27 protein-coding genes are annotated in these 24,810 nt (G+C 72.1%); 19 read left to right on the forward strand and 8 right to left on the reverse strand.

Annotated features, from left to right (window positions below; all coding sequences use genetic code 11):
- The first annotated feature begins 1 nt into the window (after window position 1).
- The 9 genes from AB0E19_RS26110 (at window position 2) to AB0E19_RS26150 (ending at window position 6,282) form a co-directional block, all read left to right on the forward strand.
- Complete coding sequence (locus tag AB0E19_RS26110) at window positions 2-373, forward strand: TadE/TadG family type IV pilus assembly protein (RefSeq protein ID WP_362184618.1); 372 nt, start codon at window positions 2-4, stop codon at window positions 371-373.
- Entirely contained in the window at window positions 370-834 is a 465-nt protein-coding gene (locus AB0E19_RS26115) for a TadE/TadG family type IV pilus assembly protein (protein ID WP_362184619.1), read from the forward strand. Before AB0E19_RS26110 ends, AB0E19_RS26115 begins: the two co-directional genes overlap by 4 nt.
- The gene (locus AB0E19_RS26120; protein WP_362184620.1) at window positions 831-2,186 is read left to right on the forward strand and encodes a CpaF family protein; all 1,356 of its coding nucleotides are present in this window, start codon (window positions 831-833) and stop codon (window positions 2,184-2,186) included. Before AB0E19_RS26115 ends, AB0E19_RS26120 begins: the two co-directional genes overlap by 4 nt.
- Before the next feature lie 8 nt (window positions 2,187-2,194).
- On the forward strand, window positions 2,195-3,136 hold the full coding sequence (locus tag AB0E19_RS26125) for a type II secretion system F family protein (protein WP_362184621.1): 942 nt from the start codon (window positions 2,195-2,197) through the stop codon (window positions 3,134-3,136).
- A gap of 12 nt (window positions 3,137-3,148) precedes the next feature.
- Window positions 3,149-4,039, forward strand: a complete 891-nt coding sequence (locus AB0E19_RS26130; RefSeq protein WP_362184622.1) for a DUF5936 domain-containing protein — start codon at window positions 3,149-3,151, stop codon at window positions 4,037-4,039.
- Window positions 4,040-4,228: 189 nt separating this feature from the next.
- Window positions 4,229-4,438, forward strand: coding sequence for a Flp family type IVb pilin (locus tag AB0E19_RS26135; RefSeq protein ID WP_362184623.1), 210 nt, complete (start codon window positions 4,229-4,231; stop codon window positions 4,436-4,438).
- A 38-nt stretch (window positions 4,439-4,476) separates the two neighbouring features.
- Window positions 4,477-5,061, forward strand: coding sequence for a pilus assembly protein TadG-related protein (locus AB0E19_RS26140; RefSeq protein WP_362184670.1), 585 nt, complete (start codon window positions 4,477-4,479; stop codon window positions 5,059-5,061).
- 9 nt (window positions 5,062-5,070) lie between these two features.
- A complete protein-coding gene (locus AB0E19_RS26145; RefSeq protein WP_362184624.1) occupies window positions 5,071-5,643 on the forward strand; it encodes a hypothetical protein in 573 nt (190 codons plus the stop codon).
- A 63-nt stretch (window positions 5,644-5,706) separates the two neighbouring features.
- Entirely contained in the window at window positions 5,707-6,282 is a 576-nt protein-coding gene (locus tag AB0E19_RS26150) for an OmpA family protein (RefSeq protein ID WP_362184671.1), read from the forward strand.
- Here AB0E19_RS26150 and AB0E19_RS26155 read toward each other — a convergent pair.
- The 4 genes from AB0E19_RS26155 to AB0E19_RS26170 form a co-directional block, all read right to left on the reverse strand.
- Window positions 6,279-7,100, reverse strand: coding sequence for a hypothetical protein (locus AB0E19_RS26155; protein WP_362184625.1), 822 nt, complete (start codon window positions 7,098-7,100; stop codon window positions 6,279-6,281). The two genes, AB0E19_RS26150 and AB0E19_RS26155, sit on opposite strands and share 4 nt — an antisense overlap.
- 221 nt (window positions 7,101-7,321) lie before the next feature.
- On the reverse strand, window positions 7,322-9,724 hold the full coding sequence (locus AB0E19_RS26160) for a tetratricopeptide repeat protein (protein ID WP_362184626.1): 2,403 nt from the start codon (window positions 9,722-9,724) through the stop codon (window positions 7,322-7,324).
- A 4-nt stretch (window positions 9,725-9,728) separates the two neighbouring features.
- Complete coding sequence (locus AB0E19_RS26165) at window positions 9,729-10,208, reverse strand: hypothetical protein (RefSeq protein WP_362184627.1); 480 nt, start codon at window positions 10,206-10,208, stop codon at window positions 9,729-9,731.
- Window positions 10,209-10,274: 66 nt separating this feature from the next.
- A complete protein-coding gene (locus AB0E19_RS26170) occupies window positions 10,275-11,171 on the reverse strand; it encodes a hypothetical protein (protein ID WP_362184628.1) in 897 nt (298 codons plus the stop codon).
- A gap of 320 nt (window positions 11,172-11,491) precedes the next feature.
- On the opposite strand from AB0E19_RS26170, the gene AB0E19_RS26175 reads away from it, so the two are divergent.
- From AB0E19_RS26175 to AB0E19_RS26185, 3 genes are all read left to right on the forward strand, one after another.
- Window positions 11,492-11,833 carry a hypothetical protein gene (locus AB0E19_RS26175; protein ID WP_362184629.1) on the forward strand — a complete coding sequence of 114 codons (342 nt, stop codon included), beginning with the start codon at window positions 11,492-11,494 and terminating at the stop codon, window positions 11,831-11,833.
- Window positions 11,834-12,017: 184 nt separating this feature from the next.
- On the forward strand, window positions 12,018-13,121 hold the full coding sequence (locus AB0E19_RS26180) for a hypothetical protein (protein ID WP_362184630.1): 1,104 nt from the start codon (window positions 12,018-12,020) through the stop codon (window positions 13,119-13,121).
- Between the two features lie 33 nt (window positions 13,122-13,154).
- Complete coding sequence (locus tag AB0E19_RS26185) at window positions 13,155-14,255, forward strand: mannosyltransferase family protein (RefSeq protein ID WP_362184631.1); 1,101 nt, start codon at window positions 13,155-13,157, stop codon at window positions 14,253-14,255.
- Here AB0E19_RS26185 and AB0E19_RS26190 read toward each other — a convergent pair.
- A complete protein-coding gene (locus AB0E19_RS26190) occupies window positions 14,227-14,598 on the reverse strand; it encodes a DUF192 domain-containing protein (protein WP_362184632.1) in 372 nt (123 codons plus the stop codon). The genes AB0E19_RS26185 and AB0E19_RS26190 overlap by 29 nt on opposite strands.
- Before the next feature lie 29 nt (window positions 14,599-14,627).
- Here AB0E19_RS26190 and AB0E19_RS26195 point away from each other — a divergent pair, with 29 nt between their 5' ends.
- Window positions 14,628-15,374, forward strand: coding sequence for an A24 family peptidase (locus AB0E19_RS26195; RefSeq protein WP_362184633.1), 747 nt, complete (start codon window positions 14,628-14,630; stop codon window positions 15,372-15,374).
- Between the two features lie 266 nt (window positions 15,375-15,640).
- Here the strand turns inward: AB0E19_RS26195 and mgrA are convergent, their stop codons facing one another.
- Window positions 15,641-16,678, reverse strand: coding sequence for an L-glyceraldehyde 3-phosphate reductase (mgrA, locus tag AB0E19_RS26200; RefSeq protein WP_362184634.1), 1,038 nt, complete (start codon window positions 16,676-16,678; stop codon window positions 15,641-15,643).
- 129 nt (window positions 16,679-16,807) lie between these two features.
- Between mgrA and AB0E19_RS26205 the strand changes: the two genes are divergently transcribed.
- From AB0E19_RS26205 to AB0E19_RS26225, 5 genes are all read left to right on the forward strand, one after another.
- Window positions 16,808-17,569 carry an isoprenyl transferase gene (locus AB0E19_RS26205; RefSeq protein ID WP_362184635.1) on the forward strand — a complete coding sequence of 254 codons (762 nt, stop codon included), beginning with the start codon at window positions 16,808-16,810 and terminating at the stop codon, window positions 17,567-17,569.
- 298 nt (window positions 17,570-17,867) lie between these two features.
- Window positions 17,868-19,193, forward strand: a complete 1,326-nt coding sequence (locus AB0E19_RS26210; RefSeq protein ID WP_360605819.1) for a PhoH family protein — start codon at window positions 17,868-17,870, stop codon at window positions 19,191-19,193.
- 387 nt (window positions 19,194-19,580) lie between these two features.
- Window positions 19,581-20,309: a transglycosylase SLT domain-containing protein gene (locus tag AB0E19_RS26215; protein WP_362184636.1), complete on the forward strand. Its 729-nt coding sequence runs from the start codon at window positions 19,581-19,583 to the stop codon at window positions 20,307-20,309.
- A 100-nt stretch (window positions 20,310-20,409) separates the two neighbouring features.
- Complete coding sequence (locus AB0E19_RS26220) at window positions 20,410-21,867, forward strand: AI-2E family transporter (protein WP_362184637.1); 1,458 nt, start codon at window positions 20,410-20,412, stop codon at window positions 21,865-21,867.
- Window positions 21,864-22,547, forward strand: coding sequence for a hypothetical protein (locus AB0E19_RS26225; RefSeq protein WP_362184638.1), 684 nt, complete (start codon window positions 21,864-21,866; stop codon window positions 22,545-22,547). The genes AB0E19_RS26220 and AB0E19_RS26225 overlap by 4 nt, the downstream gene beginning before the upstream one ends.
- A 59-nt stretch (window positions 22,548-22,606) precedes the next feature.
- Here the strand turns inward: AB0E19_RS26225 and AB0E19_RS26230 are convergent, their stop codons facing one another.
- Window positions 22,607-23,140 carry an alkyl hydroperoxide reductase gene (locus AB0E19_RS26230; RefSeq protein WP_362184639.1) on the reverse strand — a complete coding sequence of 178 codons (534 nt, stop codon included), beginning with the start codon at window positions 23,138-23,140 and terminating at the stop codon, window positions 22,607-22,609.
- Window positions 23,141-23,142: 2 nt separating this feature from the next.
- Window positions 23,143-23,697 (reverse strand): peroxiredoxin, encoded by a 555-nt coding sequence (locus AB0E19_RS26235; RefSeq protein ID WP_360318015.1) that lies wholly within the window; start codon window positions 23,695-23,697, stop codon window positions 23,143-23,145.
- A gap of 152 nt (window positions 23,698-23,849) precedes the next feature.
- Here AB0E19_RS26235 and AB0E19_RS26240 point away from each other — a divergent pair, with 152 nt between their 5' ends.
- Window positions 23,850-24,785 (forward strand): hydrogen peroxide-inducible genes activator, encoded by a 936-nt coding sequence (locus AB0E19_RS26240; RefSeq protein WP_362184640.1) that lies wholly within the window; start codon window positions 23,850-23,852, stop codon window positions 24,783-24,785.
- Window positions 24,786-24,810 lie beyond the last annotated feature (25 nt).

Below are 24,810 nucleotides of genomic sequence, written 5' to 3' on the forward strand. Positions count from 1 at the left end.
CATGCGGCGGGGGAGGGCGAGGGGCGACCGGGGCCAGGTGGCGGTGGAGTTCACCGGCATGGTTCCGGTCATCCTGCTGACCATGGCCCTGCTGTGGCAGGTCGTCCTGGTCGGCTACTCCTACGTCCTCGCGGGGAACGCGGCGGACGAGGCGGCGCGGGCCGCCGCGGTGGGCGGCGACTGCGAGGGCGCGGGGTCCCGGCACCTGGACGGTGCCTGGTCGGGCAGGGTGCACTGCGGGCCTTCGGCGAACGGCATGGTCACCGCCACCGTCACCGTCGACACCCCGATCCTCTTCCCGGGCCTCGGCGGCTTCCCGCTCGTGGAGGCAGAGGCCGGCGCGGTGTACGAGGGGGAGGGGACGGACCGGTGAGGCGTACGGGGTTCCCGCGGGCGCGGGCCGGTGCGCCGCGGGGCGGTGCCCGGCGGCCGGGCGACGACCTTCGGAGTCGTACGAGATCTTCGTCCCCGTTCCGCGACCGCGGCCAGGCGGCGATCGAATACCTCGGCTTCCTCCCCGTCCTCCTCCTCGTCGGGCTGGCGGGGCTCCAGCTCGGGCTCGCCGCGTACGCCGCGCAGCAGGCGGGCACGGCGGCGCGGGCGGCGGCGCGGGCCGCGACCAGCGACGCGGAGGACGCGCCCAGCCCCGAGGCGGCGGCAGCTGCGGCCGTCTCCGGATGGCTCGACCTCGGCGTGGAAGGGGGCGGCGGGGACGGCGAGTTCACCGCCACCGTCCGCGTCGAGATCCCCCGGGTCGTCCCCTTCTGGTCCTTCGACCCGGTCGAGAAGTCCGCCACCATGCCCTACACCCCGCAGGAGGACGAGGTCCCATGAGCCTGCGCGCCCGCATCCACCACACCGGCGACGACCCGCGCGCCCTCGGGCCCGGCGGGGGCCGCGAGGACGGCCACCTGGTGGCCTCCTTCCGGGCCAAGCTCCTGGAGGAGATCGACCTCACCGAGATGTCCGCGCTCGCGGCGGCCGAGCGCCGGGCCCGCCTCGAACGCGTCCTCGGCCACATCATCAGCCGCGAGGGCCCCGTCCTCTCCACCGCCGAACGCGGCCGGCTGATCCGCCGCGTCGTCGACGAGGCCCTCGGCCTCGGCGTCCTCGAACCGCTCCTCGAAGACGCCTCCATCACCGAGATCATGGTCAACGGCCCCGACCAGATCTACATCGAGCGCGCCGGCCGCGTGGAGCTGCTCCCGCTCCGCTTCGCCTCCCACGACCAGTTGATGCAGACCATCGAGCGGATCGTCTCCACCGTCAACCGCCGCGTCGACGAGTCGAATCCGATGGTCGACGCCCGCCTCCCCTCCGGGGAACGCGTCAACGTCATCATCCCGCCGCTCTCCCTCACCGGCGCGACCCTCACCATCCGCCGCTTCCCCCGCGCCTACACCCTCCACGAGATGATCGGCCTCGGCTCGCTCGACGAGCAGATGCTGATGCTCCTCTCCGGCCTGGTCCAGGCGAAGTTCAACATCATCGTCTCCGGCGCCACCGGCACCGGGAAGACCACCCTCCTCAACGCCCTCTCCGGCCTCGTCCCCGAGGGCGAACGCATCATCACCATCGAGGACTCGGCCGAACTCCAGCTCCAGCAGTCCCACGTCATCCGCCTCGAAGCCCGCCCCCCGAACATCGAGGGCCGCGGCCAGGTCACCATCCGCGACCTCGTCCGCAACTCGCTGCGCATGCGCCCCGACCGGATCATCGTCGGCGAGGTCCGCGGCGGCGAGACCCTCGACATGCTCCAGGCCATGTCCACCGGCCACGACGGCTCCCTCGCCACCGTCCACGCGAACTCCGCCGAGGACGCCCTGATGCGCCTCCAGACCCTCGCCTCGATGTCCGAGGTCAAGGTCCCCTTCGAGGCGCTGCGCGACCAGATCAACAGCGCCGTCGACGTCATGGTCCAGCTCACCCGCCACCCCGACGGCACCCGCCGCGTCACCGAGATCGCGATCCTCGCCTCGCACGGCCGCGAACGCTTCCTCCTCGCGACCGTCTGCCACTTCCGGGCCGAACCGCTCTCCGCCGACGGGCGGGTCCACGGCCGTTACGTCCACCACCCGCTCCCGCGCCGCGTCGCCGAACGCCTCTACATGGCCGGCCAGCCCGTCCCGCCGGCCTTCGGCGTCGCCGCCGACGACACCGCCCTCGCCGTCCGGGAAGCGACCTAGGAGCGCCGATGACCGACCCCTTCTGGCTGACGACCGCCGTCGCGCTGCTCGCCTGCGTCCTCGGCGTCGCCGGAGTCCAGGTGTACGCGAACGGCGCCCGCCGCCACGCCGCGCTCGTCGCCCGCCTCGACGACACCGCCGCGCCCGAGGCGACCGGCCGCCGCAGGCGCCGCTTCCCGTCCCTGGACCGGCGGGTCAGGTCCACCGCCCTCGGACGCAACCTGGAGCGGAGGATCGCGGCGACCGGACTCGACGTGACACCGGGCGAGTTCACGGTCGCCCTGGCGGTCACGGTCGCCGTCCTCTGGACGGTCGGCCAGGCGGCGCTCTCCCCCTTCTTCGGCCCGATCTGCGGCCTGCTGGGGGTGTGGGTGGCCCTCGGCTACCTCAACTGGCAGCGCCAGAAGCGCATCGAGCGCTTCATCAACCAACTCCCCGAACTCTCCCGGATCCTGGCCAACGCCACCCAGGCGGGCCTCGCCCTCCGCATGGCGATAAGCCTGGCGGCGGACGAGATGGAGTCCCCGGCGGGCGACGAACTGGAGAAGGTCTCCCAGCAGTTGGCGGTCGGCACCCCGCTCGACGACGCCCTGGCGGAGCTCGCGGAACGCCTCCCGTCGCGCGAACTGGTCGTCCTGGTGACGACCCTGGTCCTCGCCAACCGCGCCGGCGGCACGGTCGTCTCCTCGCTCCGCAACCTCACCGAGACGCTGGAGCAGCGCAAGGAGACCCGGCGCGAGGTCCGCACCCAGCTCTCCCAGGTGAGCATGACGGCCTACGCGGTCCCGGTCATCGGCTTCGGCTCGCTGCTGCTGATCGACAACATGCAGCCCGGCGCGCTGGACCGCATGACCGGCTCGCCGCTGGGGCAGGGCGCGGTGGTCGTGGCGTGCGCGCTGTACGTCCTCGGCTTCGCCGTCATCCGCCGCTTCTCGAAGATCGACGTGTAGGGGCTGGTACGCATGTGGGAACTCCCCCTCGCCCTCCTCGCGGGCCTCTCGGTCGCCGGCTTCGCGTACGGCCTCCGCCTCTACCGCGCCGACGCCCGCCTCCCCGACGACCTCCGCCTCGCCCTGGAGGTCGGAGCGACCCGCACCGGCGCGGTCGACTCCGCCGTGGACCGCCTCGGCATGCGGTGGTCCCCCGCGGTCCTGCGCTGGATGGGCCCGAAGCGGGTCGGCGCCGTCCGCCGCCGCATCGACCTGGCGGGCAACCCCGGCGGCCTGACCATCGACCGCTACGGCGCGCGGCGCGCGGTGTACGGCTTCCTGGGCGCCCTGGGCGGCCTGCTGATGCTGGCGAGGGACTCGTACGTGACGGCGGCGCTCCTCTTCGCGTTCGGCGCGTTCTGGACGGAGGTCGGCATCTGGTCGGCGGTCCGCATCCGCAAGGACCAGATCGAACGCACCCTCCCGGACTTCCTGGACGTGCTGGCCGTCGTGGTCTCGGCAGGCCTGGGCTTCCGCCAGGCCCTGGAACGGGTCGCGGAACGCTACGAAGGCCCCTGGTCCGACGAACTCCGCATCACCCTCCGCCAGATGGACATGGGCGTCCCCCGCCGCCAGGCCTTCGACGAACTGCGCCGCCGCAACGACTCGGAGCAGGTGGCGCAGTTCGTCACGGCCCTCCAGCAGGGCGAGGAGCTGGGCGCGCCGATTGTCGACACCCTCATCCAGATCGCGGAGGACATGCGGAGGACCGACGCCCAGAACGCCCGCCGCAAGGCGGCGAAGGCCGTTCCCAAGGCGACCATGGTCATCACGACCCTGATGGTCCCCGCGACCATGATCCTCCTCGGCGCGGGCCTCTTCCTGGGCACGGGCACGGACCTCGGCTCGATCGCGGGGGAGTGAGCGCGGTGCGACGGCGGATGAATCTTCCCCCAACTCCCCACGGAACCCCCGCCCCAGGCCATACCCTGCCGGAGTGCACGGCCCCGCCCGAACCCGGAGCTGACGAACGACCCAGGCTCCCCTGTCCACCACAGGCCCCCCGGGCGTACCGTGCGACCGCGCGAGCGTCAGACCTCGGAGGGGAGCACGATGTACGACGCCATGCTGAAGGCCTTGACCAGAGCCCGAGTCCGTGTGGCCACCCGGGGGGACCGGGGGCAGACGGCGGTGGAGTATCTGGGGATCATCGTGGTGGTGGTGGCGATCGTCATCGCGATCACCGGGACGGATATCGGGAGTTCGATCAAGAACGCGATCGCCCAGAAGATCACCGAGCTCACCGGCGGCGGAGGCGAGTAACCGATTCGGGCCAAGCGTTCCCGGCCTATGTTGCGGTCATTGCGGGACTTCTGCTGCTGGGCTTCGTCTACTTCGTCGTGGGGCGGGCAGCCGTGGTGCGGAACGGCGCACAGACCGCTGCTGACGCTGCTGCTCTCGCTGCAGCTCATGACGCCAGGGAGCAGCTGCGGGAGGGGTGGCTCGGCGTGATCGACGATCCTGGTCGGTGGCTGGAGTTCATCGATGGCGACGCCATTAGGCCCGCAGAGGCATGCCGGGCGGCAAGGGCCTTCGCCGCCCGCAATGATGCCGAGATCGAGGATTGCTCGGCCATGCGTCTGGGTTTCAGAGTGACCGTACTCAGCAAGGACACGGTGGGCGAGTCCATCGTGCCGGACACGGGGACTCAGCGCGCCGTGGCCACAGCGACGGCAGTGATCGAACCACGTTGTTCGTTCGACGCACCCGTTCCAACCGAGGAGCCGCAGACGCCTCCGACACCTCCCGCCGAGCCCGAGGAAGAGCCCGAACTCATTCTGGGCCTTGCTTGCGATGGCGAGCCCGTGGCTATCGACCCGGAGGACCCAGTCCTTCCTGACGTGGGCGATCTCTTCTACGTTCGACTGACCGGCGACGACGAGTAAAGGACGCGCATGAACGTCTCATATGTGAGGGCGGGCTTCATTGCCTTCGCGGTGACCGTCTCCCTGACCGTTGCTGGTTGCGGTGCGGATGCCGAACCCAAGGCGACAGGTAAGGCCCCTACGACGAATCAGCCCGCTCAGGAGCCTCCGCCTACCCGGACCGAGCAGACCGCTGAGGAGCCGGCCGAGCTGCTCTTGGTTGCCAAGGGGCAGAAGGGCTTGGAGCTCACCATCAACTCGGCCGAACGCGATGCTGGCGGCTTTCTGACGGTCAAAGGTCGCCTGAAGAACACGTCCGACTCGGCAATCGCGCTTCCTTCGCAGATGCGGGGAGACGAAACCGAGGTGGTGAAGCACGGCAACTCCCTTGGTGGTGCCACGCTCGTAGACGGGATCGGCAAGAAGCGGTACTACGTGCTGCGTGACACCGACGGCCGACCGCTGACGACCTCAGCTCTCGACAGTCTCGGTCCCGGCAAATCCACCGCCGTCTTCATGCAATTCCCCGCACCCCCCGCCTCCACCACCGAGGTCTCGTTCCAGCTGCCCACGTTCGAGCCCGCCACGCTCAAGCTCTCCTGAGGCGACGCCATGATGACGACGACAGGACGACGACGCAGGGTGGCCGCGCTGGTGGTCGTGGCGATGGTCGGGTGGTCGGCGACGGCCGGCTCCGTGGCGCACGCCGACGACCCGCCCGGCAGCACCTCCGCCTCCCCGCCCCCGGCCATCGACTCCAACTCCCCGAACCTGATGCTCCCCGACGGCGCCACCCTCGCCCCCGCCAAGGTGCTCGACATCAAGCAGATCGTCGAGGAGGAGGGCGGCGAGCAGCGGCGCGAGGACACGAACGTGGACGTGACCTTCGCGCTGCAGGCGGAGGTGCTGTTCCCGAAGGACAGCGCCAAGCTCAGCCCCGACGCCGCCGCCCGCATCCGCGCCATCGCCGGGGAGGTCCGGTCGCAGGGCTCCGGGAAGGTCCGCGTCTTCGGGTTCACCGACAACCTCGGGACGTACGAGCACGGCCTGAAGCTCTCCAAGGAGCGGGCCGTCGCCGTCCAGCAGGTCCTGGCGCGCGAGCTCGACCCGGGAACCTCGTACGAGATCCGCGGCTACAGCGAGGACTACCCCATCGCCGACAACCGCACCGAGGAAGGCCGCAAGAAGAACCGTCGGGTCGAGGTCTCCTTCCCGCGCACAGCCCCACCGCGGCAGCCCTAACGCGCCCCGCGCATCCGCCCCCGGATCGCCGCCGCCCGGTCGCGCACCTGCCCCGCCGGCAGGGCGACGCGCCTGGGCGGACGCGCTTCCGGGTGCTCCCCGCGGCACGGCCCGCAGTCGCCGTCCCGGAGCGCGTCCGCGTACCCGGGCGCGCCGCACGTGCCGCATTCGAGGATGCGGAGGGGCGCGGGGGCGCGCCGGACCGGCAGCGGCGGCAGCTTGTCGGTGAGCCGGCGGCGGACCAGGCCCGCGGGGTGGTGCACGGGGTGCGGCAGCCCACTGGTGAGCGCGCGCAGGACCGTCTCCTCGTCGGCGTCCCGCTCGAACCACTCCTCCACCAGCGGCACCAGCGCCCTGCACTCCACGTGGGACAGGGACAGTGCGGAGTTCGTACGGCCCAGGGCGGCGAGCAGCACGTACGCCCGTGACCGGCGCGGGCCCCGCGACTCCCTGGGCACGTCCCCCTGCTGGAACCCCGCCCACCACCCGCTGTCACGTGGCGTACGCGAGAACCACGTTCGGGTGACCCACTTCCCGCCGAGGCACTCCCGTCCGCGCCGCAGGTGCCCGGCCCGCTGGATCCGGTTGAGCGCGGTCCGCAGCGCGCACTGCCCGTACGGCAACCGCTTGGCCAGCGTCTTCACCGAGATGTCGCTGCCGTCGGGCAGCCGGTCGATGTACGCGGCGATGGCCGCCTCGCGGGCCGGAAGGTGCGCGAAGTCCTGTGCCCCACGCGGCTCCTGCTGCGGCGCGCACCGCTTGCCGTACCCCGGACTGGCCAGGGGGTGAAGGGCATCACTAAACTCGTCATCAGCCATCAGGATCGTTGCTTCCGATCTCTACTGGTGAGACCCCCGCAGGTGTTGGTAGCACCTGGTGGGGGTCGTCTATTTTCACAAGCCTGCGGTCACGCTAAGGGCATATGACGCTCCGTGGCAAGTTCGCGACTCTGCGCATGCAGCGCATCAACTCACGGGGTGGGTGGTGGGGTTGATGAGACCCACACCCCTTCAAGACAAGAGCGCCCGAACCCCGAGGCTTAAGCCTCGACCCGCCCTCTTCCGAAGGGCCACCAGCGCCGCCACCTGGCAGCGGTATGGGCCTGGCGTAGGGCCCCCTTGAGGTTGTCGTGGGCCAGACTTGCCAAGTGTGGATCGTTCATCTCTCTGAAGATGGTCACGGTTTGAGTGAGGGCGGTGACTGCTTCGCCAAGGCGTCGGACTTGCCTGAGGGCGAGACCGAGGTTGTTCAACGCGGTCCCCTCGCCGTGCCGGTCGTGTAGCTCGCGGTAGAGGGCGGCGGCTCGAGTGTGGTTGGTGATGGCTTCGTCGAAGCTGCCTAGTCCTTGGAGTGCGAGGCCGAGATTGTTGAGCGCCTTGGCCTCTGCATGCGGGTCGATCGCCTCTCTGAAGATGACCACAGCTTGAGCGTGCGCGGCAGCGGCTTCGTCGGAGCGACCTACGTCGTGGAGAACGCTGCCGAGATTGACGAGAGCGGCGCCTTCGCCGTGGAGATCGTGGAGTTCGCGGCAGATGGCGAGGTCTTGGGTGTGGTTGGCGATGGCATCGTCGAAGCGGTTCACCTCTCGGAGGGCGAGGCCGAGGTTGTTCAGAGCCCTGGACTCGCCATGCCGGTCGTGGAGGTTGCGGCAGATGACCAGGTCCCGGGTGTGAGCCGTGATGGCTTCGTCGAAGCGGCGTACTTCCTGGAGTGCGTTGCCGAGGTTGTTGAGAGCGACAGCTTCGCCGCGTAGGTCGAGGAGTTCGCGGCAGATGGCGACGGCCTGGGTGGTGTAGGTGATGGCTTCGTCGAAGCGTCGTGCCTCTCGGAGTGCGGAGCTGAGGCTGTTGAGCGCACTGGCCTCGCCACGTCGGTTGTGGAGTTCGCGGCAGATGGCGAGCTCCTGGCTGTGGGCGATGATGGCTTCGTCGAAGCGGCGTACTTCCTGGAGTGCGTTGCCGAGGCTGTTGAGAGCAACAGCTTCGCCGCGGCGGTCGTGGAGCTCGGTGGCCGTGGTGACGGCGTTCTCGCTGAGGCGAAGAGCGTCATGAAAGTGGCGGCGTTGATGCAGGTAACGGTTCAGGGAATGGGTGAGACGCAGGGCCGTCCAGGGGTCCCGCGCGCCGGCCAGCGGCACTGCTGCGATGAGGTTGGCGCGTTCGTCGTCCAGCCAGGTCAGGGCAGCGGTACGGTCGGCGAAGAGCGCAGATACCGAGTCGCCCCGGAGGGCGCGCAGGTGGCCGTCAGCCGCGTGACAGGTGTCGGCGTAGTGCTCCAGAAGCCGTTCCAGGGCCACGGGGTCGTTCTCGCCCTCGCCCACCGGCAGCTCGGCGGCGTACAGGCGGATCAGGTCGTGCAGGCGCCAGCGGCCGGAGCCCACCGGGTGTTCCGTGACGAGGCAGGCGCGGGCCAGCGCGGCCAGCGACGTGCGGGTCTCCCGGGGCGGGAGGTCGACCAGGGTCGCTGCCGCCTCCGTCGAGACGTCCGGGCCCGGGTTGATCGGGAGGAGTCTGAACAGGCGGGCTTCCTGGTCCTTCAGGCGGCGGTACGACAGGTCGAAGGCGGTCCGGACGGCCAGGGAGCGGCCCGTCGCGTCCTCGTGCCGGAGGGTCCGGAGGCGGGTGCGGGTGTCGGCCAGGTCCTCGGCGAGGGTGGCTATGGGGAGGCCGGGGTCGTCCGTCAGGAGGGCCGCCGCGATCGTGAGGGCCAGGGGGAGGCGGCCGCAGTGGGTGACGACCTCGGCCAGGGCCTCGGGGGCAGCCGTCGGGCGGGGGTCGTCGGGGCGGGTCTGGGTCAGCGCGGAGGTGATCAGGTCCTCCGCCGCGCCCGGCGTCAGCTCCTCCAGGGGGATCAGGCGCGGGCGGAGGTCCGGTGCCGTGAGGCTGTCCCGGGAGGTGGAGAGGAGGCGGTGGACGGAGTGCGCCGGCACCAGAGGGAGCAACTGGTCCAGGGACGACGCGTCGTCGGCCACGATCAGCACCGGGCCGTGCTCCTCCGCTCGGCGGGACAGGAGGGAGCGGTAGAGGCCCGCCTGTTCCTCCGGCGTCGGCGGGAGGTCGTCGTCCCTCACTCCCAGTGCGCGGAGGAGGGCCTCCAAGGCCTGGTCCGGGGCCACCGCGCCCGACGGGTCGTAGCCGCGCAGGTGGACGAAGAGGGTGCCGCCGGGGAAGTGGCCCAGGGCGACGGCCTGGTGGGCGGCGTGCAGGGCCAGGGCCGTCTTGCCGACTCCCGGCAGGCCCGTCACCACCGTCGCTCCCGAACCCTCCGGGCCCAGGGCCTTCAGGAGCGCGGCGGTCGGTTCCTCGCGGCCCGTCAGGTGCGGGGCCGCCGGGAGCGAGGCCAGGGCCTGCGGGGCGGGGGCGGCGGTCTCCGTGATGTGGATGCTGTGGCCGGCCTGGTAGCTGCGGGCGTTGCCGGAGACCTGGGAGTGCTGCTCGCTCAACGCCTCAGGCCCCCGGCGCGGGCTGGTCGTCGTCGCCGGACTGCACCACGCGGGCCCGGTCGGCCGCCGTTCCGCGCTGTTCGACCCGGTCGTACTCGGCGCCCGCACCCCGGCCGGACTGCGAGACGTGGCCCGAGTCCTTCGCCTCCGCGTGCTGTTCCAGATGGCGCGCCCCGCCCCCGCCGGACTGGCGGATCTCCGCGTCGTCGGAGGCCGTGGCCGTCTGGACCAGGGTCCGGGAAGGGGGCGCCGGGGCGGGGTCCGGGGCCGGCGCGGGCTGCGGGGCCTCGCGGGCGGCCCACCAGCTCAGCGCCGCCAGCACCGCCGTCCCCGCGATCGCCCCGAACGCGAGGGCCGTGTCGAGCCGGGCCCCGTCCTCCTGCGGCAACCACCCCCACGGCACCGCCCGTACGACGGTCACACCCACCCCGAACGTCACCAGGGCCGCGACCCCGGCCACCACCCACCGCACCGCACGAGACATCCGACGCTCCCCTCGCGGAAACCCGTTCGCCGAAACCCCCATGGTGCCGAACCGCGGGCTCCCCCGTCACGCCGGATCACCGAAACCCCCGGGAGTGCGCGCCAGGTCCGTCAGGGACATCGCGATCGTCGTCGTCATCCTCCCCGGATCCCCGAAGACCTCCCTCGCCGTGAAGCGCAGGACGCGGCGGATCTCCGGGCAGGACTGGAGGGCGTTGAAGCGGGCGACGTCGCGTTCGTGGGCGCGGGGCGTGCCGTGGTACGCGTACCCCTCGACCTCCACCGCCAGGCCCGCCGCCCGGAAGAGGAAGTCCGGGCGCAGCACCTGGCCCCGGGGGGTGCGCACCTGCGGCTGGCATTCGGGGTGCAGGGCCGCGTCGGCCATCCGCAGGCGGGCCACCGTCTCCGCGGGGGAGCCGGCCGCCGGGTCCGCGAGGCGGAGCCAGGCGCGGGCGCGCGGGGCGCCGGGGCGGCGGACCGCGAGCTGCGCGGCCAGGTCCTCGTGGCGGACCGGCGGTTCTCTGCGGACGCCTTCGACCACGCGGCGGGAGAGGGCGGAGTCCGCCGTCACCACCGCCGCCTCCCTGCTCCCGGCGGCCCGTATCAGGTCCGCGACCGTCCGCGCGGCCGTCGTCACCCGCAGGCCCCGGCGCAGGCAGACGTCCTCCGGCGGGAGGGAGGAGCGGGAATCCGGGGGCGGCGGCGGGCCCGCCAGGAGTTCGACGCGGTGGATCCGCGCCGCCGTGCCGTGGCGGCAGACCCGCCCCGGGCGCAGCAGTTGCAGGGCGGTCTCCCGGACCCGCCAGTCCGTCTCCTTGCCGGGCACCGCCCACGCGCCGCGGCAGATCCGCTGCCAGCCGTCCCGCCGCAGGCGCGCGGCGAGCCGGCCGGGCGGCCAGCCCGCCGCGAGCGCCCAGACCGTGAGGAGTACCCCGCCCCTGGCGAGGATCGCCAACTCGTACATACGCCCAACGATCCACGGAAGAGCGACACTTCGCACCCCCTGTGGAAAACCCCCCGAAAGTTATCCCCAGGAAAACGCAAAGGTGTCGGGACGGAGAGGCCGGGGAGGAGCATTCTGGACCGAAACACCACAACACCTCCGGGGCAGGGCCGCCGATGCCGCACTCCGCCACTTCTCACGCAGCCACTTCTCAGACAGCCACTTCTCAGACAGCCACTTCTCACGCAGTCACTTCTCAGACAGTCACGCCTCACGCAGCCACTTCTCAGGCAGCCACGCCTCACACAGCCACTTCCCGGACCGCCGCCGCCGCGTCCGGCGTGCAGCTCGTCCACGATCTCGTCCTCCACGTGCCCTCCTTCCAGGGCGCCTACGACAGTCACGTCTTCCGGCAGGGCGGGGTCCTCCCGCACGTCTTCTTCTGGGACGTCGTCCAGGGCACCGTCCGCTCCTTCCTCGCGGAGGGGGAGGCGTCCGACTGGCGCCGCACCCTCGACTTCCTGGAGGAGCGGTGCGGGCGCGGCGACACGGTCGTCGACGAGGTGATCGTGACCTCCTTCCTCGGCGACCTGCCGTCCCCGCACGAGCCGGGCCACGCCATCGTCCGGCAGCTCGGACCCGTCATGACGGCCCGGTTCGGGCGGATGAGGCCCGGTGGTTGAGACCCGGCGGATGAGCTCCGGAGGATGAGACCCAGCCGATGAGCTCCAGCCGGTGAGCTCCAGCCGGTGAGCTCCAGCCGGTGAGGCCCGGCCGGTGAACCCCGGGTGACGCCCATTCCGCTTGACACGCAACGGAGTTGGGTAGCGTCCCGGGGTCATCCGAGGGTCCCCTGGAGGCCGAGGCGTGCTGAGCGACGACGACATCCTGGCGGCGGTACGGCGCGGTCTCGGGGCCGCCGGGGCCGACCCGGCCGCCTTCCCCGCCCACGGCGCCCGCATCACCCGGCACCTCCTCGTCGACGGGGAGATAGTCCGCAGCGTCGAGACCCGCGAGGAGCGGACCGGCTTCCAACCGGGCTCCCCCGACCTGTCGGACCGTCCCCGGTACGACGACCTCGACGGGTACGCGATACCCGCCCCCTCCGACCCGAGGAACCCCTCGACCCTGCTGCTCGTGCGGCGCGGCACGGTGGACCCCCGGCCCTGCGTCTGCACCAACGGGCGGCGGCAGTGCCCCCGCTGCGAGGGCGCGGGGGACGTGAAGTGCCCGGCCTACGTGCCCTGTGGGGGGTGCAAGGGGCGGCTGTGCTGCCTCAGTTGCGAGGGCACCGGCAAGCCCGCCCTCAAGGCGGCCGACCGGCCGCAGGGGGAGACGGGGACGCGGGTCCGCTGCCGGGAGTGCGGGGCCGAGGACACGGCGTGCGGGAAGTGCCGGGGAGCGGGCCAGAAGAAGTGCGGGGTGTGCCGCGGCAGCGGGACCCGGCCCTGCCCCGTCTGCGAGCGGGACGGCACGATCGCCCACGAGTACTGCGAGGGCACCGGCCGGTACGTCCGGTGGACCGAGGGGGTCGTCGAGCGCCGCCCGGTCGTCGACGCGTTCAAGGAGACCTCGTCCCTGCCGGACCGGGCGTTCGCGTGGACGCGCGAGGACGACGCCTGGCAGCACGTCGACACCCTCGACACCCTCGACACCCTCGACGCGGACCTCGACGCGGACCCCGGTGCGGACCTCGGCGCGGACACCGGCCTGGACCCCGCCGTCGCCGCCTACCTCAAGCCCCGGCTCGGGCACCACGACGGCGAGGTCGGCCGCCGGGTCCGCGTGCGCCACCTCTCCCTCGCCCGCGTCACGCACGACGACCACCCCCACCGCGTCCACGTCGTGATCCCCGGGCCCGTCACCCCGCGCGTCGTCACCGTCCGCTCCCCGCGCCGCACCCGGCAGCTCGCCCTCCTCGCCCTCGTGGTCCTCGTCGCCGCCGTCACGGTCGCCCGCCTGCTGTCCTGAGGGGTGTCCGGCCGGCCCGCGATAATCGAGCACATGTCTCCGCCCGCACGCCGCCCGTCCCCCCTCCTGCTCGCTCTCGGCGGTTACGCCGCCACCCGGGTGCTCGGGCTGGCCGTCCTCGCCGGCGCCGCCGCCGCGACCGGCAAGGACGGCTTCCACCGGCTGAGCGGGCGCTGGGACTCGGTCTGGTACGTGCGGATCGCCGAGCACGGGTACGGGTACGAGACCACGCTCCCGAACGGCGACGTCCACTCCGACCTGGCGTTCTTCCCGCTCCTCCCCGCCCTCGAACGGGGCCTGTCCGCCGTCCTCCCGCTCGACGCGGCCGGCGCCGGGCTCCTCGTCTCCTGGGCCGCCTCGCTCGCCGCCGCCTGGGGCATCTTCCGCTGCGGCGAGCACGTCGTCTCGGCGCGCGCCGGCGTCGTCCTCGCCGTGCTGTGGGGGGTGTACCCGACCGCGTTCGTGCAGTCGATGGCGTACACGGAGACGCTGTTCACCGCGCTCGCCGCGTGGTCGCTGTACGCGGTGCTGCGCGGGCGGTGGCTCCTCGCCGGGCTCCTGTGCGCGCTCGCCGGGCTCACCCGGCCCACCGCCGCCGCCCTGATCGCCGCCCTCGCCGTCACGGCCGCCGTGACCCTCGTACGGGACCGGCGGCTGCCCCCGCGGACACTCGCCGGGGTGCTGCTCGCGCCGCTCGGCTGGCTCGGGTACGTCGCGTACGTCGGCGTGCGCGAGGGCCGCGCGACCGCCTACTTCGACGTCCAGGCGGCGTGGGGGAACTCCATCGACGGCGGCGTCGCCCTCGCCCGCTTCATCGCCTCCCTGCCCTGGCCCGCCGCGCTCGGCCTGTGCGCGGCGCTCGCGCTCCTCGGATGGCTGGTGGTGCTGTGCGTCCGGCAGCGCCAGCCGCTGCCGCTGCTCGTGTACACGGTCGGGGTGGTCGTCATCTCCCTGGTCGGTGCCGCCTACTTCGGCTCCCGGCCCCGCCTGATGATGCCCGCCTTCGGGCTGCTGCTGCCGCCCGCCGCGGCCCTCGCCCGGCTCCGTACCGGCCCCGCCGCCGTCCTCGCCGCGCTGGCTCTGGCCTCCGCCGGCTACGGCGCCTTCACGCTCCTGGGGTCGGGTCCGCCGTGACCGCCAGCCGCGTCCCGGCCCGCACGCCCCACTCCGCCATCGCGCCGGCCTCCGCCTCCAGGACGTGCCGGGCGCGCGGCCGCGGCAGGCCGAGCCGGCCCGGGCGCATGGTGACGACGGCGAGCACCCGCAGGCGCCGGTCCAGGTAGGCCACGTCGATCGGGAAGCGCATGCCGAGGGTGTGGACGCTGTTCGCCGGGGTCAGCAGCATCGCCCCCGCGATCCCGTCCCGGCCGAGCAGCCCGCGCCGCCGCGCCCGGTAGGAGGCCGCGACCTCAAGGCGGACCGTGGCGCCCTCGGGCACCCCGAGCGTTCCCGTCCCGTCCCGCCGACTCCGCCCCATGCGCCCGACCTTAGACCTAAGGTCGGGCCGTGTCCGCCTCGCCGATCGTCCTCGTCGTCCTCGCCGCCCTGTGGGGCGCCGCCGTCGGGCTGCTCGTGCCGCGGGCCGCGTACCGGCTGTCCGTGGCGCCCGAGGAGCCGTGGCGGGAGCACTGCCCGGCCGGGCACGCCCTCGCCGGCCCGGCGGGCGGCTGGCTCGGCGGCCCCGGCCGGGCCGCGTGCGCGACGACGCCCGCGCCGCTCGCCGCGCCGCTGCTCACCGCCTCGGTCTGCGCGCTGCTCGCCGCCGCCACCGGCGGGCCCCGGCCCGAGCTGGCGGTCTGGCTGCTCGCCGCGCCCTTCGGGGTGCTCCTGGCCTGCGTCGACGTGCGGGTGCAGCGGCTGCCGGACGGGCTGACCCTGCCGCTCGCGCTCGCCGTGCCGCTGCTCCTCGGGGCCGCCGAACTCCTCCCGTACGACGCCGGGTCCTGGCCGTCGGCCCTGCTCGGATCCCTCGCGCTCGGCGGCGGCTATGTCGCCCTGCACCTGATCAGCCCGCAGGGCCTCGGCTTCGGCGACGTGAAGCTGGCGCTGCCGCTGGGCGCCGCGCTCGGCTGGTACGGCTGGGGCGTCCTCTTCACCGGCGCGTTCCTGGGCTTCCTGCTGGGCGCCGGATACGGCTTCGGCCGCGTCCTCCTCGGGCGCGCGGGCCGCTCCTCCGCGATCCCCTTCGGGCCCTTCATGCTCGCCGGCGCCCTCCTCGGGCTCGCCCTCGGCGCGTTCACCGCCGTGCCGTGACCGGCGGCGGCGTCAACGGGGGAGCGGCGTCGGACGTTCCCCCGTCGGAGGGACGGAACTCCGCCGCCACGCCGGGGCACAAAACCGCCACACGGCCCCGGAACCCTTGCGGCGACTGGGATCCGGGGAAATCCGGGCGGTTCGTTCGGCGCACGTGGCGCGCAGCCCGACTATTGAAGGGTTATGGTGGAACCCCCCCCTCGGGCCGGTCCGTATCCCCCCCACGGACCGGCCCGTTTTCTCTTCCCGCTCTCCGGGAGCCCGGGTCAGCCCCGGCCGGCCCAGATGTTGGTGCCCTCGGTGTCGACGGCGAAGGAGTCGATCTCCTTCAGCTCCTCGTCGGTCAGCGGCGCGGAGGCCAGCGCCGCCACGTTCTCCTCCAGCTGCCCCACGCTCGACGCGCCGATCAGGGCCGAGGTCATCCGCGGGTCCCGCAGCACCCACTTCAGCGCCAGCTGGGCGAGGGACTGCCCGCGCCGTGCGGCGATGTCGGCGAGGCCGGTCAGCCGGCGCAGCACCTCGCCGGAGAGCAGGTTCGGGTCGAGGGACTTGCCCTGGGTGGCGCGGGAGCCCTCCGGGATGCCCTTCAGGTACTTGTTGGTGAGCAGGCCCTGGGCGAGCGGCACGAAGGAGATGCAGCCCATGCCGGCCGTCTCCAGCGTGTCGAGCAGGCCGTCGTCCTCGATCCAGCGGTTGATCATCGAGTACGACGGCTGGTGGATCAGGGCCGGGACGCCCATCTCCTTCAGGAGCCGCGCGGCCTCGGCGGTCTGCTCCGCGTTGTACGAGGAGACGCCGACGTACAGCGCCTTGCCCTGCTGGACCGCGGAGGCGAGCGCCCCCATGGTCTCCTCCAGCGGGGTCTCCGGGTCGAAGCGGTGCGAGTAGAAGATGTCGACGTAGTCGAGGCCCATCCGGTCCAGGGAGGCGTCGAGCGAGGACAGCAGGTACTTGCGGGAGCCCCACTCGCCGTAGGGGCCCGGGTGCATCAGGTAGCCGGCCTTCGTCGAGACGATCAGCTCGTCGCGGTAGGGCGCGAAGTCCTGGGCGAAGATCTTGCCGAAGTTCAGCTCGGCGGAGCCGGGCGGCGGGCCGTAGTTGTTCGCCAGGTCGAAGTGGGTGACGCCGAGGTCGAAGGCGCGGCGCAGGATCGCGCGCTGCGAGTCGAGCGTGCGGTCGTCGCCGAAGTTGTGCCAGAGACCGAGGGAGACGGCGGGGAGCTTGAGCCCGCTGCGGCCCGAGCGGCGGTACTCCATGGAGTCGTAGCGCTCCGCGGCGGCGCGGTAGAGGGGGGAATCAGTCACGTATCTCTGCTTATCACGGACTTGTGACAGTCCCGTAGGGAGTTGTGACACGCCCGGGCTGGGAGCCTTCACCCGACGGCAGTAGTGTGGCGGCTTGCGAACCGCCCGCCCATGGAGGGGTAAAGAACAGTGAACCTGCGCGACCTGGTGTACGGGCTCTACGCACGCCGGGTGGAAGGCCGTCTCGACCACGATCAGGTGCCCAAGCACATCGGGGTCATCCTCGACGGAAACCGGCGCTGGGCCAAGGCCTCCGGCGGCACCCCCGAGCAGGGACACAAGGCCGGCGCGGACAAGATCCGGGAGCTGCTCGGCTGGTGCGGCGAGACCGACGTCGAGGTCGTCACGCTCTGGATGCTCTCCACGGACAACCTGAACCGTCCCGAGGAGCAGCTGGTGCCGCTGCTCGGGATCATCGAGGACGCGGTGAAGGCGCTCGCCTCGGACGGCCGCTGGCGGGTGCACCACGTCGGCACCATGGACCTGCTCCCCGCCCGGACCCAGACGGTCCTCAAGGAGGCCGAGGAGGCCACCCGGACCAACGCCGGGATACTGGTCAACGTCGCCGTCGGCTACGGCGGCCGGCAGGAGATCGCGGACGCGGTCCGCTCCCTCCTCCTGGACCACGCCGAGCGCGGCACCAGCTTCGAGGAGCTGGCCGAGACCGTCTCCATCGACCTCATCTCGGAGCACCTGTACACCCGTGGCCAGCCCGACCCGGACCTGGTGATCCGCACCAGCGGCGAGCAGCGCCTCTCCGGCTTCATGCTGTGGCAGAGCGCGCACTCCGAGTACTACTTCTGCGAGGTCCACTGGCCGGCCTTCCGCAAGGTCGACTTCCTGCGGGCGCTGCGCGACTACGCGGCCCGGCACCGGCGCTACGGCACCTGAGCCACACCGTCCCCGGCTGACCCGGGGGAGTCACCGGACGTTCACGAACACGCCGTCATATGCCGTGGCATGGCAAGGAGTGTTCGAGGGAATAAGCCTGGTGAAGTGAGCGGCACGGAGACCGCCACCCGGGAGGCCCCTTGCACCAGGACGACCGTGCGGGACACGCACGGGAGACGCGGAGGGCCGGTGTTCGGTCCGCGCTGGGCGGTCCGATCCCGGTCCCATTCCGCCGCGACACCGGTTGTCCCGTCGCACCCCGGCCTCATTCGGGTCTTCAGAGGGGGTCTGTCCTTCCGTGGTGACCAGCACGAAGCGCCGCCTTTCCGACCGGCGCACCTATGTACTCGACACCAGCGTCCTGCTCGCCGATCCCAAGGCGATGTCCCGCTTCGAGGAGCACGAGGTCGTGCTCCCCATCGTGGTGGTGACCGAGCTGGAGGCGAAGCGGCACCACCCGGAGCTCGGTTACTTCGCCCGGCAGGCGCTGCGCCTGCTGGACGACTTCCGGGTCCGGTACGGCCGCCTGGACGCGCCGCTCCCGATCGGGGATCTCGGCGGCACGCTGCGGGTCGAGCTCAACCACTCCGACCCCTCCGTCCTGCCGGCCGGCTACCGGCTGGGCGACAACGACTCCCGCATCCTCGCGGTCGCGCGCAACCTCCAGGCGGAGGGGTACGACGTCACCGTCGTCTCCAAGGACCTGCCGCTGCGCATCAAGGCGTCCTCGGTGGGCCTGCTCGCCGAGGAGTACCGCGCGGAGCTCGCCATCACGGACGCCAACGGCTGGACCGGGATGTCCGAGCTGTCCCTCTCCGCGGAGCAGATCGACCTGCTCTACGACGAGGAGCGGCTGTACGTGCCCGAGGCGGCCGAGCTGCCCGTGCACACCGGCCTGGTGCTCCAGTCGGAGCGCGGCAAGGCCCTCGGCCGGGTCGGCGCGGACGGGAACGTCCGCCTGGTCCGCGGCGACCGGGAGGCCTTCGGGATCCGCGGCCGCAGCGCCGAGCAGCGCATCGCGCTCGACCTGCTGCTCGACCCGGACGTCGGGATCATCTCGATGGGCGGCCGGGCCGGCACCGGCAAGTCGGCGCTCGCGCTCTGCGCGGGCCTGGAGGCGGTCCTGGAGCGCCGGCAGCACCAGAAGGTGATGGTCTTCCGTCCGCTGTACGCGGTCGGCGGCCAGGACCTCGGCTATCTGCCGGGCAGCGAGTCCGAGAAGATGAGCCCGTGGGCGCAGGCGGTCTTCGACACGCTCTCGTCGGTCGCCGGCCGCGAGGTGATCGAGGAGGTGCTGTCCCGGGGGATGCTGGAGGTCCTTCCGCTCACCCACATCCGGGGCCGCTCGCTCCACGACGCCTTCGTTATCGTCGACGAGGCCCAGTCCCTGGAGCGGAACGTCCTGTTGACCGTTCTGTCCCGTATCGGGGCGAATTCGCGGGTGGTGCTCACCCATGACGTCGCCCAGCGGGACAACCTCCGGGTGGGGCGGTACGACGGAGTCGTCGCCGTGGTCGAGAAGCTGAAGGGGCATCCGCTCTTCGCGCACGTCACCCTGACCCGCTCCGAGCGGTCCCAGATCGCGGCCCTGGTGACCGAGATGCTGGAGGACGGTCACCTGTAGCCCGATTCGTACCGATTGGCTCCCGTACGGGAGTTGGCGCCGCCCGGCGAAGCGCAGGAGCTTAGCCGGGCGGCGCCCCGCTGTCCGCAACATCCGTCAAAACACCTGCGCCCAATGAGGTGTGAGCTTTCACACGCAAGACGGAATTGCCTTGCGGCGTCCGCGTCCGGCAAAGTCTTGCTTCCGTCAGGCCCCGCATACGGCACCCGTGCACCCTCGACCCCGTCGAGCGCACACGCACCACCGCACAACTCCACAGACGTCGCCGTATGCCGCCCACAGCACCACGGGCCCGTGTCTTCTGTGACCGGTACGACGAAGACCAGCGCCGGGGGCACGATTTCGCCCACGAGGTCACCGCTGCGGGCGATGCTGGAAGGAAACCGTGTGAGCCGGATCTCGGTCCGGGGATTCGCGGTGGCATCTGCCACTGCGGTCACCACCGTCGGCGCCGTCGTCGGCGTTGCCACGGGCAACGCCGCCCAGGCCACCTCGGACGACAACTTCGAGGCCACCGCGGCCGACAGCACGCTGCTGGCGGACATCCCCGCGGGCGCGCAGGCCCAGGTTCAGGTCGCCTCCCTCGCGGAGCAGGCCGACGTCCAGGCCGCCGCCGCGGACGCCACCGCGCGCAAGAGCGCGGAGGAGGCCGCCCGCGTCAAGGCCGCCGAGGACGCCGAGGCGAAGAAGAAGGCCGCCGACGAGAAGGCCGAGCAGGAGAAGAAGGAGCGCGAGGAGCGGGAGGCCCGCGAGAAGGCGGAGGCCGAGCGCGCCAGCCGCGACGCCGTCCGCGACGCGTCCAGCTTCGCCGCCCAGGGCTCGTACACCGTCTCCGAGGTCAAGGCGATCGCCCGCCAGATGGTCCCGGCCTCGCAGTTCCAGTGCTTCAGCAACATCGTGGACCACGAGTCCACCTGGAACTACCGGGCGCAGAACCCTTCCTCCGGCGCCTACGGCCTCGTCCAGGCCCTGCCGGGCTCCAAGATGTCCTCGGCCGGTGCCGACTGGCAGACGAACCCCGCCACCCAGATCAAGTGGGGTCTCAACTACATGAACGACCGCTACGGCAGCCCGTGTGGCGCCTGGTCGTTCTGGCAGGCCAACCGCTGGTACTAGACCGGCACCCGCTCAACCCCGGGGAGCCCCGCACCGTCCTACGGTGCGGGGCTTCCTGCGTGTAGGTTGCCAGGGACCGCACGGGGGGAAGAGGAAAGAGATGTCGAGACTGCCAGGATGGCTGAACCGACTGGGCGAGGGCATCAGCCGGGTGGGAGCCGCGCTGGACGCCCGGCGCGACGAAGCGGCCGAGGACCAGGAGCACGACGGTCCGGCAGGACCCGCCGGATCCACCGGTCCCGACGACGGACGGCCGCCGCGGACGCCGGCTCCCGAACGCGCGCCGACCGGGGAGAAACCTTCCGGTGAAGCCGCCGAGCCGTCGGCCCCCGGGGACTCCGCCGTCGCCGTGGCCGAGGGGCGCACCGTGCCCGCGCCGCCGGCGTACGCCCCCGCCGTCCCCGCCCGCCCCGACCCGGTCTCCGCCATCCCGTGGGGACTGCGGGTCGCCGGCGAGGCCGGCTGGCGGCTGCTCGTGCTCGCCGGGACCGTCTGGGTCCTCATGCGGGTCATCAGCTCCGTCCAGCTCGTCGTCCTCGCCTTCGTCGCCGCCCTCCTGGTCACCGCGCTGCTCCAGCCCACCGTGGCCCGGCTGCGCACCATGGGCGTGCCGCGCGGGCTCGCCACCGCCATCACCGCCGTCTCCGGCTTCGTCGTGATGGGGCTGGTCGGCTGGTTCGTGGTGTGGCAGGTGATGGACAACATCGACAACCTCACCGACCGGGTCAGGGACGGCATCGAGGAGCTCAAGCGCTGGCTCCTCGACAGCCCGTTCCACGTGACCGAGCGCCAGATCAACGACATCGCGAAGAACCTCAGCGACACCATCGGCGCCAACGCCGAGCAGATCACCTCCGCCGGACTCCAGGGCGTGACCGTGATCGTCGAGACCATGACCGGCATCCTGCTCGCCATGTTCTCCACCCTCTTCCTGCTCTACGACGGGAAGAAGGTCTGGGAGTGGACGCTGAAGCTGGTCCCCGCGCAGGCACGGCCCGGGGTCGCCGGCGCCGGTCCGCGCGCCTGGCGCACCCTCACCGCCTATGTGCGCGGCACCGTCCTGGTCGCCCTCATCGACGCGGTCTTCATCGGCCTCGGCCTGTACTTCCTCGACGTGCCGATGGCGGTCCCGCTCGCCGTCTTCATCTTCCTCTTCGCCTTCATCCCGCTCGTCGGCGCCGTCATCTCCGGCGCCCTCGCCTGCCTGGTCGCGCTCGTCACCAACGGCGTGTTCACCGCGCTGATGGTGCTCGTCGTCGTCCTCGCCGTGCAGCAGATCGAGGGCCACGTCCTCCAGCCGTTCATCCTCGGCCGGGCCGTCCGCGTCCACCCGCTCGCCGTGGTCCTCTCGGTCGCCGCGGGCGGGCTGACCGCCGGCATCGGCGGCGCCGTCGTCGCCGTCCCGCTCGTCGCGGTCGCCAACACGGTCGTCGGGTACCTGAAGGCGTGGAGCCAGGAGCCGGCGCTGCTCACCGCCCCCGAGCCGCGCGGCGCCACCGCCTTCGAGGTGGCCCCGACCCCGGCGCCCGGTTCGCCCGAGCGGAGGGGCAAGGCGTGATCTCCGAACCCGAACTGGTGGGCGGTGCCCCCTTCGAGACGGCCGAGGTGCTGACCGAGGAGCGCCCGCCGCGCCCGCCGCGGGCCCGCCGGCCCTGGCTGTGGGCGCTCGGCGGCGCGGTGGCCGCCTCGGCGGTGTGGGGTGCCGGGCTCTACGCCTACGGGCAGCGGGCGGAGCCGGGTCCCGACCTGGGCGGGTACAAGCCGCTGGACCGGGAGTCACGGCTCTGCGAGGCGGCGGAGCTGACGGCGCTCGGCGGCGTTCTCGGCAAGCGGGGCCTGGACGGCGTCGGGCCCCTCCTGAACGAGCCCTCGCTCAGCGAGGTGTCGTGCTCGGCCACCTTCGGGCCGGGGGAGTTCTCGCAGAGCGTCGAGATCACCTACACCCTGCACAAGGTGACCGATCCCGGCCCCGAGTTCGCGGCGCGGGCGCTGCAGAACGGCATGATCCAGAAGGTCGAGGGCATCGGCGAGGAGGCGTTCTTCCAGGACAACGGCGAGGAGGGCGGAACCCTCCACGTCCTCGACGGCCAGACCGAACTCCGGCTCTCGATCTACCGGAGCCATCCGAGCGACGAGAACGGGACGCCGATCGAGGACGCGCCGATGCCCGACCTCTCCGGGATCGACGTCCCCATGACGCAGGACGCGCTCGACCTGATGGCGGCGCTCAAGAAGTGACGGGACGGCGGAAGGGCCCCGGATCGCTCCGGGGCCCTTCCGCCGTACGGTTCCGCCGGCTACTCGGCGAGGACGGCCTCCGCGTCCAGGGTGACGGCGACCGCCTGGATCACGGCGGCGATCTTGAACGCCTCCTGGATCGTCTCGCGGTCGACGCCGGCCTTGCGCAGGACCTGCTCGTGCGAGTCCAGGCACTGGCCGCAGCCGTTGATCGCGGAGACGGCGAGCGACCAGAGCTCGAAGTCGACCTTCTCGACGCCCGGGTTGCCGATGACGTTCATCCGCAGACCCGCCCGCATCGTCCCGTACTCGGGGTCCGACAGCAGGTGCCGGGTCCGGTAGAAGACGTTGTTCATCGCCATGATGGCGGCGGCGGACTTGGCGGCCTGGTAGGCCTCGGGCTTCAGGTTCGACTGGGCCTCGGGCTCCAGCTCCTTCAGCACCTTCGGCGAGCGCGAGGCGATCGCGCAGGCGAGGACGGTGCCCCACAGCTGCTGCTGCGGGAGCTCGCTGTTGCCGATGACCGAGCCGAGGTTCAGCTTCAGGTCCTTGGCGAAGTCCGGTACGGCGGCCTTCAGCTCATCGAGGGCCATGCTCACTCACCGGCCAGGAGCTTGCCGGCGTCGAGGGTGTCCTCGCCCTTGTTCCAGTTGCAGGGGCAGAGCTCGTCGGTCTGCAGGGCGTCGAGGACCCGCAGGACCTCCTTGGGGTTACGGCCCACGGAACCGGCGGTCACCATGGTGAACTGGATCTCGTTGTTCGGGTCCACGATGAAGACGGCGCGCTGAGCGAAGCCGTCCTCGCCGCGCACGCCGCAGTCGCTCATGAGCTCGTGCTTCGAGTCGGCGAGCATCGGGAAGGGCAGGTCACGCAGGTCGGCGTGGTCCTTGCGCCAGGCGTGGTGGACGAACTCGGAGTCGCCGGAGACGCCGAGGATCTGGGCGTCGCGGTCGGCGAACTCGTCGTTCAGCTTGCCGAACGCGGCGATCTCGGTCGGGCAGACGAAGGTGAAGTCCTTCGGCCAGAAGAACACCACGCGCCACTTGCCCTCGTAGGACTTGTGGTCGATCTGCGCGAACTCCTTGCCGCTCTCCAGCGACACGCAGGCGGTCAGGTCGTAGGTGGGGAACTGGTCACCGACAGTGAGCACGCGCTCTCCTTGCAGAGTCGGAAGCATCCCTTTTGAGGGCTTCCGTGAGGGGTTGGACGTCTCACATACTGGCACGGAGTGCATTGATCAGTGAAATAGCTAGAGTGGGTCGTGTTGATCGAAGGTGGTTATCAGTGGTTCCCGTCCGGCGCGTGAAACAACCCAGTCTGTCCCAGCTCAGAGCCTTCGCGGCGGTCGCGGAGCACCTGCACTTCCGGGACGCCGCGGCGGCGATCGGGATGAGTCAGCCGGCTCTTTCGGGCGCGGTTTCGGCCCTCGAAGAGGCACTCGGTGTCCAGCTCCTGGAGCGTACGACACGGAGAGTGCTGCTCTCGCCCGCCGGGGAACGGCTCGCGGTGCGCACCGGTGCGGTGCTCGACGCGGTGGGGGAGCTGATGGAGGAGGCGGAGGCCGCGCAGGCGCCGTTCACCGGGGTGCTGCGGCTCGGCGTGATCCCGACGGTCGCGCCCTATCTGCTGCCGACCGTGCTGCGGCTCGTCCACACCCGCTACCCGGAGCTCGACCTCCAGGTCCACGAGGAGCAGACCTCGTCCCTCCTGGAGGGGCTCGCTGCGGGCCGGCTCGACCTGCTGCTCCTCGCCGTGCCCCTCGGAGTGCCCGGGGTCGTCGAACTCCCGCTGTTCGACGAGGACTTCGTCCTGGTCGCGGCCGAGGGCCATCCGCTGGCCGGGCGGGACGACATCCCGCGCGAGGCCCTCAGGGGGCTGCGGCTGCTCCTCCTCGACGAGGGGCACTGCCTGCGCGACCAGGCCCTCGACATCTGCCGCGAGGCCGGGCGGGAGGACGGCGCCGAGGTCACCACCACCGCGGCCGGCCTTTCGACCCTGGTCCAGCTGGTCGCCGGCGGGCTCGGCGTGACGCTGCTGCCGAGCACCGCCGTCACCGTCGAGACCGCCCGCAACACCGCCCTGGGCACCGGCTCCTTCGCCGCCCCGGCGCCCACCCGGCGGGTCGCCCTCGCGATGCGGGCCGGTGCGGCCCGCCACTCCGAGTTCGAGGAACTGGCCGGGGCGCTGCGCGAGGAGCTGGCGGCGCTGCCGGTACGGGTGCTGGGCGCGGGTTCCTGAGACACGGGGGCGCGGGTTCCCGAAA

Source organism: Streptomyces sp. NPDC047974 (genome assembly GCF_040653375.1).
In the GTDB taxonomy this organism is placed as follows: domain Bacteria; phylum Actinomycetota; class Actinomycetes; order Streptomycetales; family Streptomycetaceae; genus Streptomyces.